Genomic DNA, 14,469 nt, shown 5'->3' on the forward strand with positions numbered 1-14,469 from the left:
GGTTAGCACTCGCGGTCATATAAACAATTAACGATGAGTAATATTACTCAGTATAACAGGTTTGCAGACACGCCCTATTTTTGAGGAATAATTTCATTATATGCGCGACAAGTTTCACTTTATGCGCGACAAACTAAGTCTGAATCCACCTATTTTCGTTGTCTCAGTTTCATTTTATGCGCCAACTCACATTCATCTACTGGAAGCCTAACTTTTCTTTTAAAGAGGGCGAGCGGCTTCTGTTAGATGACCACTTCGCCTGAGATCTTTTTCGGGCTTCGGGAAAAGAAAATATTTCCTTTCTGAATGCTCAAATCTAGTTATTTAAGTGGGAAAAACCGAGTTCTACAGGAGATGCCAAACTGGGCCAGAGTTGTAAAGTCTTGTTGAACAGGGAATGGCTAAGAGTGATCGTAATCACTGGATTAGCGAGAAATTTGGGTTAGAATCGTCAAGAATTTTAATTAAATATCTAGTTTTTCAATGTCAGATCTTTTTAAAAGAATCAGCAATTTACCTAAAACAAATAAATTTATTTCAAGTAACGAGCCGAACAATTATTCTAAGCCTAATCAGATTCTAGAAGTTGGACTAGAGCTACTGGCTCAAAAAATTGCTAATGAAATTGTTGAGAATTTAAACAAAGGGATGTCTCCAGAAATAGCAGCTTCTCTACCATTTAAAAAGTATTCTGAGTTATTTAAGCCTTTTTTAACGGAGACTCTAGCAGATTGCTTAGGAAATCGTATTCTCTTTCATCTTAAAATTTTAGTAGCAATTTTCCTAACTCAATACGATCTTTAACTTTAATTGATATCAGTTCGGTTTTTCAGAAAAAAGAAAATTTTCCTTTCCCATCAGCCATATTGGGGGTTTCCCCCTAAAACCCCCTAACCAGTACCCCGCCCCAACTTGAAACAAAGTGAGGATTTTTGTATATAAGCGGGGTATGATGGCTTAGAAAAAAGCGAGGGGGAGGGGAAAACCATGTTGTGGGGCGAGTTTGCAAAAGTTTAATGGGATAATCTATAGAAAGATTCTAGATATCACACTTATAGCGAATGATATTTTGAAAGATTCTAGATATCTCCCTTTAGAGGGTGAATATCAAGAAACTTTCGGTTTAATAAATAGTTCGGCTTCTTCCTTTTGAGTATGATCACAAACCTACTTGATATCGCCAGAAATATCGATTTTGAAGATTATGGTTCCTCCTTAGCAGTTACTCGTGTCCAGTGGGCGGAAGATAATTTACGCCTATGGTTGCATGTAACAGACGACGAAGGTTCTAATGTACACCCTTATTGGCAAGTGATTTGCTCAGGTGTGCGTGAAGACTTTTTGTTGATGGGATATTGTGATGGCCTTGAGCTTACTGATAGCCATGTCCTACTCTGGCCTCACAAACAGCTCCGAACTTCAACCTCTTTTTACGGAACGGCTGAAAATCCACTTGCAGTTGTCGGAGCGTTGTACGACAAACATCGGGAGATGATAGGTGACTGGATACCATTTCATCGGTTCTTGAACCCAAACGTTAGCCTCAAAGCCTTGATTGCTGGAGGCTATGGAATGCTTGCCGAAGGGCCAGAGCAACTCATCGTAGCATACGAAGAAGTAATGCGAAGCTATGGGTTTTCGACTTCGCATCTTGACCCAAGAACGCCTGTATACTGGAATGGGACTGAATGGATTAAGGAGGAATCGAATTTGCATGTCCTACTAATGGGTCAGTCGTATGTAATAGCAGAGCAGTTTACGGCAGAAGCCTTATGAAACGACAAGAACCCGAACATCACGTTGCAGTGGACGGCCAATGAGGGTACTCTTTATCATCAAGCATCGTAGGCCGCCGCTGAACGTGGGCGTTAAAAATTACATTTTCTTAAATTAGTCTCTAGAACCTTAGTTTTCAAGAGTCAAATCGCTTCCAGCAGAAGGCAGATGGGGAAAAAGATGATTATTTAGTCTAATGCTTGGATGGGAAATACCTCGGTCGCTTTCCCTGAGATGGCTTCCAGCCCGTTACCTTCAACAGATAGTCGTTACCCATCATCCCTTGTTCTTTAACTGCCTTCTCTACTTGATAGATCATCAATCCGAGGCGATCGCACAGTTCACTTTTAGTCAGCCCCACTTCAGTGTGTTCAATTTCTCCTCGCTTAGTCGGAGCGCACCGCTTTTTGAGTTGTCTTCAAAAGAAGACTAACCGTGCGTAAGTTTTAAAATGAACAGGACAGGAGAAACGGTTTGACAACGATTCGTTGACAGTTCTAAAGGACAATTAACGCCTTACAATTTGTACTGTTTCACTTCTTTGACTTGTCGCAAGACGGTTTGAATGGGAACTAAACGCCCAACGGTAGTATAGCGAATACCTTCTCTAACTGGGGTTGTTGTAGAACGTTCCCGTAATTGTTCGATATTGGAGATGAACCATTCTCGCGTCTCTGGCATGGGTAGCCATTAGAGGGTGCGGGGATTAACGAAGTAATAGAGCAGCCAATGTGCTTCAGTGTAGAGGAAACAGCCTGGAGTTCCCCTTTCAAGGTTACTGTGAGTCTCGAAGAAGAAGTTACCCGTCTGATGCCAGCGCTCGCCTTTGATTTCAAGCCAAAGTTCATCGGTCTGAGTTGTCCAAACTAAGTCTACATCACGCCTCTGAAAATTTGGCTCAAGTTCGACGTTTCGGAGGGCAATGGTTTCAGGTCTTGTGGAAAGCCAGTCAGTAATGTCAACAGTTGCGGGAAAAGGCTACGCTCAATGCTTCACCCATGCTGTAGATCATCAGGATCAGTCCTTAAATCGGGAGTCTTACTTTAAATCTTAGAAAGAAACACGTAAGGATTAACCTTCATTTAAAAGTGTATTGGCTACGTCGTGTCTGTCATCGTTTGAAATATGAGGCTAAGGTTAAATTGTTATCGTTGGGACATAAATCACTTATCAAGACAGATAAAACTTAAAGCAATATCAGTACCAAAAATAACAGTAGCAGTTGCTAAACAGATCACAGCCCAAAACAGATAACTTGCTTTACTATTTCTATACTGCCTGAGTTGTTCAACTGCTTCTATTAAATTATCCGTTGTGTAGCGGCGACATTCTTCGTCTAGCCCATAGTAATAATCTTTTCGGAGTTCTTCTGGGGAAACAATAGCACCACGTTCATGAGGAGCTATTCCAAACGCACTAAAAATAATAGCAAGCACTAAAAAAATGCAAATACCAATCTTAGCAAAGGAAAAATATACATTGCAATTTGGTAAATCACTAGCGAAGCGTAAGAGTATTCCACTAAATCCGATGACAGTAGTAAACTTACCGTTGATAATGTTAGCACTGCTACTTATTGAATCAAACACCCATTTTGTATATTCGTGAATTAAACTAAGATTAGAATTCCCATTAGGATTTGTTTCGTTAGACATGAGCAATAACCAAAATTCTAGCAAATCAAACAGTGAGCCTCAAAAAAAAGAACCTGAAAAAAAGCCAGCACCTCCATCTAAGTTAACTACCAAGCCGATGTATATACACAAAGATAGCAGCGATCATTCTAATCAAAATTCTTGATTGAGGCAGCGATCATTATTAAGATTTATTTTTAAGAGAGGAATCATTGTTCAAACCCCTTATTTTTATTTTTCGGTTTTGGCTTTTCAAATTGTTTTTCACCGAGGTTAAATTTTTTTCGCAATGCCCCTGTCATATCAATACCCAACCGAGTCGGGAGCGTTCATCATTTTTTTTAATCATTGTTAACCCTCAATTTGTGCGATTGCATTCTGGACTTTTTTAAAGCCATCCTTAGTAAAAAGCCCTTCTAATAAAGTTCTTTTTGCAGCAAGATAGACCTTTAGATATACTCATACAGATTTTGATTAAGAGGCAGCATTTACTGAGCAAAAGTGCGGTTCTAACAAGTTATTTTGGCACAATTTAAGATGAGATGGGTTAAAGAGGGCGATCGTCCTCACGACAGCAGAACTATAGGGGAACAGTTAGAGCTGCTTTTGTGAAGATAAACCGCGACGATTAAAGACCGAAGACATGACACAGTTACTTAAACAGAGTTTTCGGAAACTATAGAACTGTAATTACTAATAAAAAAGCGAAGATGAAAGAATTAAATGAGTTAAATGAGCAGTTAAATGAGAAATTAGAGTATTATAAGCAATTTAGTTCAAATAATTTTCTAAAGCTTTTTCAGAAAAACTCTGAAAATGAATTTGAAAATTTGGTATATGAATCTTGCTATGTGTATCAGTTAGTTTTTGGTCAAGAGGGTTATTTATTTGGAGATAAAGAAGAAACATTATTTTATCAACGTCCTGATTGTCAAATGATGTTTAATTTTTTATAAAAAGCTTTTGAATTGTTGAATCGAAATGATCTCTCTGGTTTAGTAAGAACTAATGCTAAAGAGTTTATGGAGACTGAAACTACTTATTGGAAAGAGAAGTATCCTCCTATAGATTTAGAGGAATTATAAGTAAAATATCAAAGATAACTACTTTGACATCCAAGTGACAGGACTACATTTTTATGAAGCCCTTTCAAGGGGGTTTTAGGAGAGTATTATCTAACCAGCACCCGCGCCGACTCGAAATAAAGCGAGAAGACTGTGTATATCGGCGGGGTAGGTTGACTTATGAAAGATGTAGGGGTGTGAAGTTACAGGCTGAATCAAAACACTTAAACCTGTGTAAAATGCAGGTTTAAGTTAATTATTTTATTCATTAGGTCAAGTCGAAGGATATTTTATCAAATCCTTCGACTTGACTAAAAACTGTCTTAAGACTTTTTTCAATCCGAGCATCAATATAATTATTTAAAGCTTCGATTAGTGCTTCTTCTGCTTCTTCATAGTTTCTTAGAGCTTCTAGAGAAACTTTTTAATTTTCATAATTAACTGAATGTCGATTGTCAGTTTTTATTAAATTTTTTTCTTCTAAAGTTAAATTTCTTAAAATTGTTTTGTTACTCAATTTTTGATAGTTTTCTAAAGCTTCTACTATTTCCTTAAAAAGTTCAGTCATGTTACTTTAAGTTTTTGGTGAGTTGGACTGTCATTAGAATTCCCTTTTGTCAGTCAAAAATTACTAGCTTAGTTATTTTGGTTTTAAAAAGGGTTATTTGTTAGTCGGATAGTATCTAGGACGTTTTCCCTCAGAAAGCTTCCAGCCCATCACCTTAAACAGATAGTCTTTCCCAGACATCCCCTGTTCCTTAGCTGCCTTCTCCGCTTGGTAGATGTATCAGATTAAAACGATCGCCCTAATCAGGGACAGTGAAGATAACTAAGGTGAAGGGGTGAATCAACATCAATTAGAAGCGGAGATTACCGTGACTCCAGAGACAACTAACCACTAGAGCTAACCGAGAAACAAGTAAGTAATTAAGCTCGATTATCGATTAAGACGGTTTAAAACTTGCTCTAAATTTTTCTCGGCAATTTCGTTTAGTCTTTTCTGACTTTCAAGTGTCTGTTTGGTTTGTAGATTTATAAGATTATGATATTCACACAATTGATAGTATCCTAAACATAATTCCTTAACCTCTTCTGGTTCTGCTGGACGAGAATCTCTTCCATCTCGAATATAAGGACGATGATCATAATAATAAACAGGTTCAACTTGAGAGGGTATTTCAAGACAAAGAACTATCATATCTTCTTCAAAAGCGAACTTGAAATTAACATTCTTGACTTTTGGCTCAACAGTCCTAACAATTCCCTTTGCTCGTTCGACTAATTTATCTCGCTCAATAGCCCCCTTAGCCTCTAATCCAATTAAAGCTCCATTATCAGCTATTCCTATTAAAATTTTGCCCCCTCCCGCCGTAGCAAAAGCAGCTATTTCTTTAGCTAAATCATGAGCTTGAGCAGGAAAATCTACCTTAAATTCTAAGGTTTGACCCTCGCCTTTTTCTCGTAAAGAAGAAAGTTGCTGAGATAGTAAACTATCTGTCCAAGCAGGTAAGTTATTCATAGCGATTCTTGAATTTTATGTTTAATACAATTGTATTATTCTAACAAGCAAAGAGAAAAAGTATCAAATGTCGATTACAAAGACCCAAACGACGATTACAAACTTAATAGTATAATCTGGTTAATTAGAAGTTGTTCAAGTTAAACAAGGTTACAAGCTATTGATTCCGTTTTATAAGCTATCATTGTCTATAATACCGATATTTAGATAAATATAAAGAGTTTGTAATCGACGTTATTAAGCGTCAATTACTCAGACCCAAAACGACAATTACAAATCCTTCGATTTTAGGTAAATAATGGCATTATAAGTGGCAATACTTTATGGGAGGTTATGAATGGCATGATAACCTAGCTAGTTCGCTTAATAATTTATTTACAAGACGATACTATTAGGTTTGTAATTGGCATTCGGGTCGGGATAATTGTCATTTGATAGACGTTTAGGGTCTTTGTAATGTTCGTCTAATATGCTCATCTGGAATTGCTAAATCTACCGCATATCTTTCAGGATTGGTATAAACTTCTACAACTGCTCCCAATGTCCCTTCTGGAAAATTGATATAATCGATCTCTAATGGTACTATTGTTTTAATTTGAGCGTAAATGTTAGCTTTCATGATTGAATAAAGCTACAGAATGACGAAAATTTCATTAATTTTTTTGAAATTAATGATTAGAGAACTAATTAATTTAAAGAATTGGTTAAAATTGGAATATTATTTTATTCTTTAATGTGAATTTTGAATCCATCACTATATTCAGTGACAGGAGTTCCATTAGTCAAGTGAAAGCGAGGCTCTTTCATGACGGGAGGTAAAATAACGTTTAACGTCGTTGAATCACTTAGATAAAACTGGTAGTCCTTAAGTCGATCTGTTAAAGATAATAAACATATTTGATCAATTAAATATTCTAATTTTATTTCATCAATATATTGATAATTAGAATGAGCAATAAGTTCATCTCTGACAATGATATAAAAACCTTGACGAGAGAAATTTTGATAGTTGCGTTTGAGAAAATACCTGTGTGTTAGTTTGTTGTTACATTTTAGTTCTTCTATCGCTCTTTCAACTCGTTTCGAGGGAATGAGATCGCTGACAGCAGTAAATTTAAAGCCGATTGGTTTTAAAAGTAGCTCTAAAGGTTGTTTAAGAATTTTTTCAGGAAAGCTGATTAGAGGCCAATAGACAATTAATAAAATAAGCAGGAATAAAACATCCTTATTGACAGTCGGAAATTCCTTAATGGTTGATTCATAGATCGTGTATCCAATTAAAGTAGATAATTGGATTTGAATAAAAATTAAGATTGCTTGATCTCTCCAAGCTAACCAATTACTCCTAACTTTCGTTTTTATTAGGTAATCGATAAAACTTTTAGGAGAAGCAAAAGTTTTGATTTTTAATTTAGGGTCTTGGTTTTTCAATTGTTCTAAAACTAAATTAATCTTCGATATTTCTAAATTCATTGATGCTGATTCTCCTTTCAATTTGTTTTGAAAACTCATCTGCTAAAGAAGGAAACCCTTGTTCTTCGTACCAAATTGCTTCTACAATAGCGTCAGTTAACTCTTTCCAGTCGTGCGCCATTTTTGCTTTAATATAATCATCGAGAGTTCCAACATCTTCAGGAGGAATGATTATTGGTTCAGAAGGAGCGATTTCAATTGTTTCTGTCCCATCTTCTTGAATAACTATAATTTCTTGAGGTTGGATCGTATATCCTTCTTTTTCTTTTTGCCATTCAGTTGTCCAAACTTTTACTATTTTATCGTATTCATCAGTTAAGAAAAGATGTTTGAAGTATGAGTCTGGCTTACCTTGATCGTCATAGCCACACTCAACTAAAACCGAGTTGAAATATCGATAATTCCAAATATTCATATTTTTTTAAGGCTTGTACTATTTTAATTTAAGCAAAATTTAACTATCTAGTTTTGCTTGTTGTAATTGTCTGCTTTCGGAGTAGCCGATAAGCTCATTATTAATTGGGCGAATCAAGGCGTATAATTTCTCTTTTATTTTAACTGATTGATGCCAATCTCTACCCTCTTTGCGTCTGGCAAAAACAAATTTTTTAGCTAAATCTGGTAAAGAATTAAAAATTAATCCTAATTCTTGATCTGAAAAACTTGAGTAATGTTGATGGTAATCTTCAATCTGAGCAATTAATACTTTAAGTTGTTTGCTTAGAAGTTCCTGAATTTGCTCAAAGTCTTCCCAGTATTCTTCAGATATCTCTTGTCTAATCAATTCGAGGTCAGCACCATCTTTCAAATATTTCCAAATGCCAAGAGGAGTGATCCCTGAGATTAATTTATGAATCCGACAATACTCGCTACCTTTAATTTTTAGTCTAAGTCCAGTGTTAATGAAACGAAGCACAAATCCTTCTGAAGTTTGCTCTAAGAGTGAAGCTTTTTCTAAAACTGATGAAATTGAATTAGCTTCGATTTGTTCGACCACTTTAATACCTAGTTTTGTTGCTAAAGAAGCTAACTGATAATAGTCTAACTCATAGCCAACATTCTGATACGCTGCTAATAATATTAAACCTTTAAAGGGGTATCTAATGACAATTTGATTCTCAGGGTAGACTAATTCAAACAAATAAGTTGTCCCTGGTTCAAGGAATGATAGATCTAGTAAATGTAATTGTTCACTTCCCCAAATAGCTTGCGTTGAGTTGAATTCTCCTTTGGTTGCAAGATGCCAATTGTCTTGATAGAAATAGGCAATCCCTAAGCTGCCATCCATTTTAGTATAAGCTTCAAACGGTTCGTTGGGAAGATCATAGCTTAACTCTCCAAAATTAAAGAATTTTGGGAAGGGAGTTGCAATAACTTGTTTTTGTGCGCGATCAAGGATCAATCCTCTGGCAAGGATATTCCATTCATTCCAAAGACGATGATAAACACAACGATTTGTGTAGCAATAAAGGGAGAGAGATTCTTTTTGCACTTCGTAAACATTTTTGTTTTTGACTTCGTTTTGTAGCTGCGCTTCTAGCGTGGTAAAATCAATATTTCTGGCTGGATGTTTGTTTGAATAAGTCATGAAATTTAATGAAAACAATTACTGCGAAATGTTTCTGGCTTTAGTTTTTAGCTAAAACTCCTGAATTAATTCAGGGGATGGCTTACGATTTTTATTTGTTGGTAGTGACAAAAATTAAGCAAGATTTAAAACTTTAAAAGCAAACCTAGACCACTTACACCTGCTATATAGGTAGCTAAGAGCATCAACCATTTTCTTAAACTATAAGTAATTCGAGTCCAGAACCAAGAGATACACAAAATTCTTCGCCTAGCCCAGTAAGCCTTTTCCACGTTTTTCTGAAGTTATTTTTTTTGCTCATGATAGCCTCTTATTTTTCTTTTTAAACAAAAACTTATTGAAGCAAAACTCAAAACTACTAATTATCTAAACCATACCGAATTTCAGTTTTAAAGTTTTTGCCATCAAAATTAACATTAAAGCCAATATTTAGCAAATCTCTGCCAATAATAACCAAACTTTCTTTTACCTTTAAACCCCAAACTGTCATCCTAAAATAGTTGCTATCACCAAAACTTAGTAACAAAGAGTAGGCATTATCAGCCAATCTATGTTTACTTAAACTTTTTGGAATTAAAGAATAATCAACATTATCAGTCGGTTCTAATCTGAGTTTAGCTATTATTGACATTGGGACAAGAGTTACATCAGCACCAGTATCTATCAAACCAAACTCATTAATCACTATTCCAAAAATACTATTGCGACTTTTTAACTTAACATCTACTATAGGAGCCAGAGGAATGTTAGGGTTACCAGATATTCTTTGATAATCAAATTCATAAAACAAACTATCTCCTGATAACAATAGCTTAATTCTCCTTACACAACTTTATGAACAAAAATAGCTCTGTAACCTACCGTTTCATACACCCGATCAATTAAGTCTTCACGATCTTTATCGTAATCCTTAATTTCATCTTCCTCAAAAAAGACATATTGATCTTTATAAGGTAAAAGGCGTTCTTTTGGTAAAGCATCAAATAAAGCGGCTTGTCTACGAATATAAGCACTTGATCTAGCTTGATGTTTCTCCCACTCTAAATCTTCTTCAGTTTTTTCTATCTCTTCTTCATTGTCTATACTATCGCTCTTAAAATCTCCTTGCTTCTCCCATCTAGAATATTTACGAGCAAGACTCACAAAGATGGTTTCATGATTAAGTTGTCCGAGGGCAGCGAAAACTTCCTCTTTTGGTTTACCTTGCTCTACCAATTTCGCAAAGCATAGTAATAGCGTTTTTAAAATTGCCTCATTAGGATTGTCTGAATTGACCTCCAATTTTTCGGCATTCTGTCGAGCGATAGTGATTAATTCTTGATCTTCCATAATTGATCAACCTAAAATGGAAATTGTCTGAATCTTTAAATATATTTTACCACTCATCAATTCTACATAAATGTCGGTAAAGGCAGGGATCTTGCGCTGCTTTCGGATATGTTTGGATAGGGAGGAGGATTAGTACGTTGTTCGATTGAGAAAGCCGAATTTATCGGCAAGAGGCGGAAAACCTTGGGACTCATACCAAGTAGCTACAGCGATCGCTTCTAATAAGCAATTAATCACAATTAGCCATGATTAGTGTACATTAACGAGGTAACTGCTCAATTTAAAGACTTATTGCTTTTGAAGCGGTTCTAGAGGAAACACCTTTTGGGTAAGCATTCTAACGATTTGAAGCTCAGTTATGATTAGCTTCTTTGAAGGATAGAATTTAAAGAGATAACTGCTATTTGTTTAACGAAATAATAAGGTTTGAGACAATTCACAATCGTAAGATGGCTTCAAAACCGTTATTCTGTCATTACTTAAGCATTAAGTCTTTAAAACTGAGCAAACAAGTCTTTAAAGGACAATTAGAGATTCTTCGTGTAGCCGTTTTCAATTAACCATTCATTATAGATAGTTCGAGTTAATTTAAAAGCCATAATTTTTTCTCTATTCTTTGTGAAATGAATTTTAATTTAACCAAATCTTGTAAGATGAGCTTGCTCTTGCTCTTTGGTAAAAAATAGGAACAAACCCGTGTGTTCGGTGAAAGTGGGAACGAGTTGATCGCAGTAGACATTTTTGACCTCAACAGTGGCATTTTCCATTTCTTGAATAAGTCCATCTTTTTTGACCAATTTATATAAAATAATATCATAAAGGTCAGAATCATTGAGAGAAATGCTACAGCAATTGAAGTGTTTAGAACTTTTGAATTTAAAAGAAAGTATTTGTTCTGATTGAACAAAAGCATAAGCTCCGATGAAGGTTCTAAGGCGACAATAACCGCCAAGCTGTGCTATAAGTACGGAAACAAAAGGATTAGGCATAATGAATATTATAGTACAAAAATATTTATCTACAATGCTTTTACATTAAACAGCTAGTTGTTTACTGGTTAGCTTCTGTAATCATTTTTTGCTGTTCTAACCAGAAATCGTTATCGATAACAGTTTTAAATCTTCTGTTTTTACTTAAGTTTTTGTCTTTTAGTTTTGAATCAAAATATAACCACACTACCTCGACGCTATTATCGACGACGCGGGCTACTTCAACGTGTATATTTAAGTTGCTTATGGAGAAAGGAAGATCGGGAAATTGTTGGAGGAAAGCTGCAACAACTTCGTTAGAATAATCAAGGTCTGGGTAAGCTTTTTTCATTATACTAACTTCTGATTATTTAGTTAATGACAAGAAAATTCAATGTATACTTTGGTTGGTAAACCATTTTTATCGAGAGTTGAGTATAAGTTTTCATTGCCATCGTCCCCCCATAATGTCCAGAAACACGCCAGGGGGTAAAGAATTTCATCTTTTGGGCAGAGGATCAGATCGTTCTGGATTGGGTAAGTACAATAAGCCCAGATAGGATATGATTTATAGGGCGATGGAAGCTGGTAAATCTGTTCTTTCCTTCTAATACATTTTGTTTCAGGTTTTTTTGTTTTGTTAAAAATAATTTGAGAGTTTTTTGGATCGGGTAGATCCCCATCGTAAGCGGCTTTGTATTCAAACTCAAAAAGATGATCGCCAATAGGAAGGACTATCAGATTCCAGAAATTATGATAGCGACGCTCATAAAAACGGGGTGTTCCAAGTGTGGGAAAGTTTTGGATTTTAATGGGAACCATATCGGGGCCTGGTTCAAGAATGGTTGGGCGAATCGTGATTGTTTTATTGTTCATGCCATTGTTATTTCTCTAAAATAGACAATTCTACAAGTTGTGGAATTTTTTAATTTTGTTTTAGGTTAGGATAGCCAATAATTCTGCTTTAGTACAGTGAGTCAAATTTTTGCCTGTTCTAGTTTTGATTATTGATAGTAACTGGTGATCTTTGATGTGTTTTCTTAGCTCATTGATTGTATATTCAGTTAGCCTTTTTTCTTCTTTTAAACTCTCTTTGAGAGCATCGTAAAAGTTATCGAAGTTATTTGAAGAAACCACGTTCTTAAGGGAAACGGAGGTATGACAAGGGCTATGTGTATCCTGAAAAGGCGGTGTATTGAGAATTTCAGTTGGTTTATAAAGTGCGAGACAACCGCTACAAAAACAAATTAAGTAGAGGGTTAATTCAAAAAGCATAAATTTCTCCTTGTTTTAAAGTTTGTTTATTTTTTGATGCTTGTTTTCCCCTAATAGAGGAGGATAAATGATTTCAACGGTGAAAATATTTATAATCTAATAAAATCTTTTCTAAGGATTTTATTGGAATTGTCAAGCGATCCCATCTCTGGGGTGTTCCTGCACAGAGGCTTTTTGCCTCTGTTTGTTTTTCACAAATTGCAAAAAGTTTCTCGTTGATGTAGTATGCTTCTGCTCCTGTTACACCATTTAAAAATTTTAAAATCGCTTGGTGATCTTCTAAGATGATTAGATAGGGTAGATCTACTTCTGTTGCTTGATTTGTTACACAGTTAATGCGTTTTCCTTTTACTGTGGCATAACTGCTCTGTGGAAGAGAACAGTAACCGTTTTTTATTTGTTTTTCTTGTACTGCTTTTCTAAAATCAACCATAACTTTTTAAAGCTAAATAATTTTTTATTATTGACGCGCCAGCGTATTCCATTTCTTAATCTTTTCGTTATAAATTATAAAAGTGTTTTAATGATTTGGGCCAATAAACAATATTGTGTAATGTTGCACTACCAATTTTTTCGGTTTGTTTAGTCCATAACTGTAATTTATTTGCATCAAAACCAATTAGAGTAGTTGATGCACAAAAGCTGACGACTATAATCTGGCTTTGTGATAAATTTGATAGTAATAGTAATTGAATTTGTTTTAAGTATTTCTTAGTTAATTGCTCCTCGCCGTCTACGTTCCATTTTTGATGTAGCCATTCAATTAATTCTGGGTCTTCTAGCCAGTTTTTTAGAGTGTTAGTTCGAATAGTCTCAATTAAATCTTGAGCAATAATTTTGATTGTTTTAATGAAAAATTGAATTAGCTCATCAGTTAGTTTTTGAGCTTTAATTGGTGAAAAATCGTATTCTTGAGTAATTTGGTAAATCCTGTTGTAAAGATTGGTTTGTGCTATACGGCTTGGAGTGCATTGACTAAAAATAGGTTGGTTAAGCTTTTTAACTGCAATCTGATTAATTATTGACCTAATTAAGTTAATAATAGGTTTTTGTGTACTTTGATGATTGATTATTAAGATGATCAAGCACGTTGGTTCCTGTTTTTGCAAGTAGTATGTCTCTACTACGACTTTTCGGAAAATTTCGAGAAGTTGACTATTGTTTAAACAATTATTTGTTTTTGCTCTTGATTGTCTTTTAATTCTGTATCTAAACATAATTACAGTAAATTGTAATAAAAGCTAAAATGTTCTGATTTACGAAAAATTATTGGAACTGATTAAAATGGAGAGAGTTCAGTACAGCAAGAATGAAGTTCTAGAAAATACGATTACTGATGCTATTAATCTAGTTACTCTTCAAAACATTTAAAATTGGTTTATTCATTGTTACTATTGTAACTCATTTAGCTAAAAAAGGCTGTAATGTTTTTTAAAAAGAGTCTATAAATTTATTTTTATAAACTCTTTTTAAATGATTATCATTTGTTGAAAAAGAAGTCACTTATTGAAGCATATTAATCTGACGGCTTCCTTTTTGGTTTGTGGTAATTGTAGATGCTGTTCTTGCTGAGGTTGCTGCCCAATTCCGAATGGATTGAATCTGTTCTGCTTTTGTTAAAGCAAGAGGGATTGTTTTAGTAATTGCGTTCTTTAAATCTTCGTAGCTAATCTTTTTTCCTTCATAAAAGGCGTTGATGGCTGCGTCTTCAACAACAGATTTAATCTCAGCACCACTAAAGTCGGGAGTTTGATCTATCAAAGAATCTAGGGCGTGTCTGCAAACATAAATCATAACCAAATTGTTATCGCTGCGATCACTAACATAGCTAAGTAATTGTGAG

The 14,469-nt window shown here is 35.0% G+C and carries 19 protein-coding genes and 1 pseudogene; 3 read left to right on the plus strand and 17 right to left on the minus strand.

Annotation, left to right across the window (positions count from 1 at the left end):
* The first annotated feature begins 483 nt into the window (after positions 1–483).
* Entirely contained in the window at positions 484–804 is a 321-nt protein-coding gene (locus C7H19_RS23710; protein WP_106459383.1) for a hypothetical protein, read from the plus strand.
* A gap of 351 nt (positions 805–1,155) precedes the next feature.
* Complete coding sequence (locus tag C7H19_RS23715; protein ID WP_106459384.1) at positions 1,156–1,776, plus strand: hypothetical protein; 621 nt, start codon at positions 1,156–1,158, stop codon at positions 1,774–1,776.
* 193 nt (positions 1,777–1,969) lie between these two features.
* On the opposite strand, the gene C7H19_RS25985 is transcribed toward C7H19_RS23715, so the two are convergent.
* From C7H19_RS25985 to C7H19_RS23725, 3 genes are all read right to left on the minus strand, one after another.
* Complete coding sequence (locus tag C7H19_RS25985; protein ID WP_181280722.1) at positions 1,970–2,137, minus strand: hypothetical protein; 168 nt, start codon at positions 2,135–2,137, stop codon at positions 1,970–1,972.
* Positions 2,138–2,292: 155 nt separating this feature from the next.
* Positions 2,293–2,457, minus strand: coding sequence for a hypothetical protein (locus C7H19_RS26585; RefSeq protein ID WP_219907736.1), 165 nt, complete (start codon positions 2,455–2,457; stop codon positions 2,293–2,295).
* A gap of 482 nt (positions 2,458–2,939) precedes the next feature.
* Entirely contained in the window at positions 2,940–3,431 is a 492-nt protein-coding gene (locus C7H19_RS23725; RefSeq protein ID WP_106459385.1) for a hypothetical protein, read from the minus strand.
* A 689-nt stretch (positions 3,432–4,120) separates the two neighbouring features.
* Here C7H19_RS23725 and C7H19_RS23730 point away from each other — a divergent pair.
* On the plus strand, positions 4,121–4,366 hold the full coding sequence (locus tag C7H19_RS23730) for a hypothetical protein (protein WP_106459386.1): 246 nt from the start codon (positions 4,121–4,123) through the stop codon (positions 4,364–4,366).
* Positions 4,367–5,411: 1,045 nt separating this feature from the next.
* Here C7H19_RS23730 and C7H19_RS23735 read toward each other — a convergent pair.
* The 14 genes and pseudogenes from C7H19_RS23735 to C7H19_RS23795 all read right to left on the minus strand — a co-directional run.
* Positions 5,412–5,993 (minus strand): AlbA family DNA-binding domain-containing protein, encoded by a 582-nt coding sequence (locus C7H19_RS23735; RefSeq protein WP_106459387.1) that lies wholly within the window; start codon positions 5,991–5,993, stop codon positions 5,412–5,414.
* Positions 5,994–6,435: 442 nt separating this feature from the next.
* Complete coding sequence (locus C7H19_RS25990; RefSeq protein ID WP_181280723.1) at positions 6,436–6,612, minus strand: hypothetical protein; 177 nt, start codon at positions 6,610–6,612, stop codon at positions 6,436–6,438.
* Positions 6,613–6,716: 104 nt separating this feature from the next.
* Positions 6,717–7,466, minus strand: coding sequence for a hypothetical protein (locus C7H19_RS23740; RefSeq protein ID WP_106459388.1), 750 nt, complete (start codon positions 7,464–7,466; stop codon positions 6,717–6,719).
* Complete coding sequence (locus C7H19_RS23745) at positions 7,441–7,881, minus strand: hypothetical protein (RefSeq protein ID WP_106459389.1); 441 nt, start codon at positions 7,879–7,881, stop codon at positions 7,441–7,443. The genes C7H19_RS23740 and C7H19_RS23745 overlap by 26 nt, the downstream gene beginning before the upstream one ends.
* Before the next feature lie 39 nt (positions 7,882–7,920).
* Positions 7,921–9,054 carry a T4 RnlA family RNA ligase gene (locus C7H19_RS23750; RefSeq protein ID WP_106459390.1) on the minus strand — a complete coding sequence of 378 codons (1,134 nt, stop codon included), beginning with the start codon at positions 9,052–9,054 and terminating at the stop codon, positions 7,921–7,923.
* A gap of 358 nt (positions 9,055–9,412) precedes the next feature.
* Complete coding sequence (locus tag C7H19_RS23755; protein ID WP_106459391.1) at positions 9,413–9,862, minus strand: hypothetical protein; 450 nt, start codon at positions 9,860–9,862, stop codon at positions 9,413–9,415.
* 14 nt (positions 9,863–9,876) lie between these two features.
* Positions 9,877–10,383: a hypothetical protein gene (locus C7H19_RS23760; protein ID WP_106459392.1), complete on the minus strand. Its 507-nt coding sequence runs from the start codon at positions 10,381–10,383 to the stop codon at positions 9,877–9,879.
* A gap of 635 nt (positions 10,384–11,018) precedes the next feature.
* Entirely contained in the window at positions 11,019–11,372 is a 354-nt protein-coding gene (locus tag C7H19_RS23765) for a hypothetical protein (protein ID WP_106459393.1), read from the minus strand.
* A gap of 61 nt (positions 11,373–11,433) precedes the next feature.
* Positions 11,434–11,703 carry a hypothetical protein gene (locus tag C7H19_RS23770; protein WP_106459394.1) on the minus strand — a complete coding sequence of 90 codons (270 nt, stop codon included), beginning with the start codon at positions 11,701–11,703 and terminating at the stop codon, positions 11,434–11,436.
* 23 nt (positions 11,704–11,726) lie between these two features.
* The gene (locus C7H19_RS23775; RefSeq protein ID WP_106459395.1) at positions 11,727–12,227 is read right to left on the minus strand and encodes a hypothetical protein; all 501 of its coding nucleotides are present in this window, start codon (positions 12,225–12,227) and stop codon (positions 11,727–11,729) included.
* Between the two features lie 60 nt (positions 12,228–12,287).
* Positions 12,288–12,626: a hypothetical protein gene (locus tag C7H19_RS23780; RefSeq protein WP_106459396.1), complete on the minus strand. Its 339-nt coding sequence runs from the start codon at positions 12,624–12,626 to the stop codon at positions 12,288–12,290.
* A gap of 73 nt (positions 12,627–12,699) precedes the next feature.
* Positions 12,700–13,059, minus strand: coding sequence for a hypothetical protein (locus C7H19_RS23785; protein WP_106459397.1), 360 nt, complete (start codon positions 13,057–13,059; stop codon positions 12,700–12,702).
* 67 nt (positions 13,060–13,126) lie between these two features.
* Positions 13,127–13,735, minus strand: a complete 609-nt coding sequence (locus tag C7H19_RS23790; RefSeq protein WP_181280724.1) for a hypothetical protein — start codon at positions 13,733–13,735, stop codon at positions 13,127–13,129.
* A gap of 394 nt (positions 13,736–14,129) precedes the next feature.
* Positions 14,130–14,469, minus strand: a pseudogene (locus tag C7H19_RS23795) (hypothetical protein); the annotation flags it as partial.

The sequence above is a fragment of the Aphanothece hegewaldii CCALA 016 genome, assembly GCF_003007785.1.
GTDB classification, from domain to species: Bacteria; Cyanobacteriota; Cyanobacteriia; order Cyanobacteriales; family Microcystaceae; genus Chroococcus; species Chroococcus hegewaldii.

Bases quoted from the DNA above. Each gene is read 5' to 3' on its own strand.
- C7H19_RS26585 (WP_219907736.1), bottom strand. From the start codon at position 2,457: ATGCCAGAGACGCGAGAATGGTTCATCTCCAATATCGAACAATTACGG.
- C7H19_RS23730 (WP_106459386.1), top strand. From the start codon at position 4,121: ATGAAAGAATTAAATGAGTTAAATGAGCAGTTAAATGAGAAATTAGAG.
- C7H19_RS23765 (WP_106459393.1), bottom strand. From the start codon at position 11,372: ATGCCTAATCCTTTTGTTTCCGTACTTATAGCACAGCTTGGCGGTTAT.
- C7H19_RS23710 (WP_106459383.1), top strand. From the start codon at position 484: ATGTCAGATCTTTTTAAAAGAATCAGCAATTTACCTAAAACAAATAAA.
- C7H19_RS23775 (WP_106459395.1), bottom strand. From the start codon at position 12,227: ATGAACAATAAAACAATCACGATTCGCCCAACCATTCTTGAACCAGGC.
- C7H19_RS23745 (WP_106459389.1), bottom strand. From the start codon at position 7,881: ATGAATATTTGGAATTATCGATATTTCAACTCGGTTTTAGTTGAGTGT.
- C7H19_RS23760 (WP_106459392.1), bottom strand. From the start codon at position 10,383: ATGGAAGATCAAGAATTAATCACTATCGCTCGACAGAATGCCGAAAAA.
- C7H19_RS25990 (WP_181280723.1), bottom strand. From the start codon at position 6,612: ATGAAAGCTAACATTTACGCTCAAATTAAAACAATAGTACCATTAGAG.
- C7H19_RS23725 (WP_106459385.1), bottom strand. From the start codon at position 3,431: ATGTCTAACGAAACAAATCCTAATGGGAATTCTAATCTTAGTTTAATT.
- C7H19_RS23750 (WP_106459390.1), bottom strand. From the start codon at position 9,054: ATGACTTATTCAAACAAACATCCAGCCAGAAATATTGATTTTACCACG.
- C7H19_RS23740 (WP_106459388.1), bottom strand. From the start codon at position 7,466: ATGAATTTAGAAATATCGAAGATTAATTTAGTTTTAGAACAATTGAAA.
- C7H19_RS23715 (WP_106459384.1), top strand. From the start codon at position 1,156: ATGATCACAAACCTACTTGATATCGCCAGAAATATCGATTTTGAAGAT.
- C7H19_RS23780 (WP_106459396.1), bottom strand. From the start codon at position 12,626: ATGCTTTTTGAATTAACCCTCTACTTAATTTGTTTTTGTAGCGGTTGT.
- C7H19_RS23785 (WP_106459397.1), bottom strand. From the start codon at position 13,059: ATGGTTGATTTTAGAAAAGCAGTACAAGAAAAACAAATAAAAAACGGT.
- C7H19_RS23770 (WP_106459394.1), bottom strand. From the start codon at position 11,703: ATGAAAAAAGCTTACCCAGACCTTGATTATTCTAACGAAGTTGTTGCA.
- C7H19_RS23735 (WP_106459387.1), bottom strand. From the start codon at position 5,993: ATGAATAACTTACCTGCTTGGACAGATAGTTTACTATCTCAGCAACTT.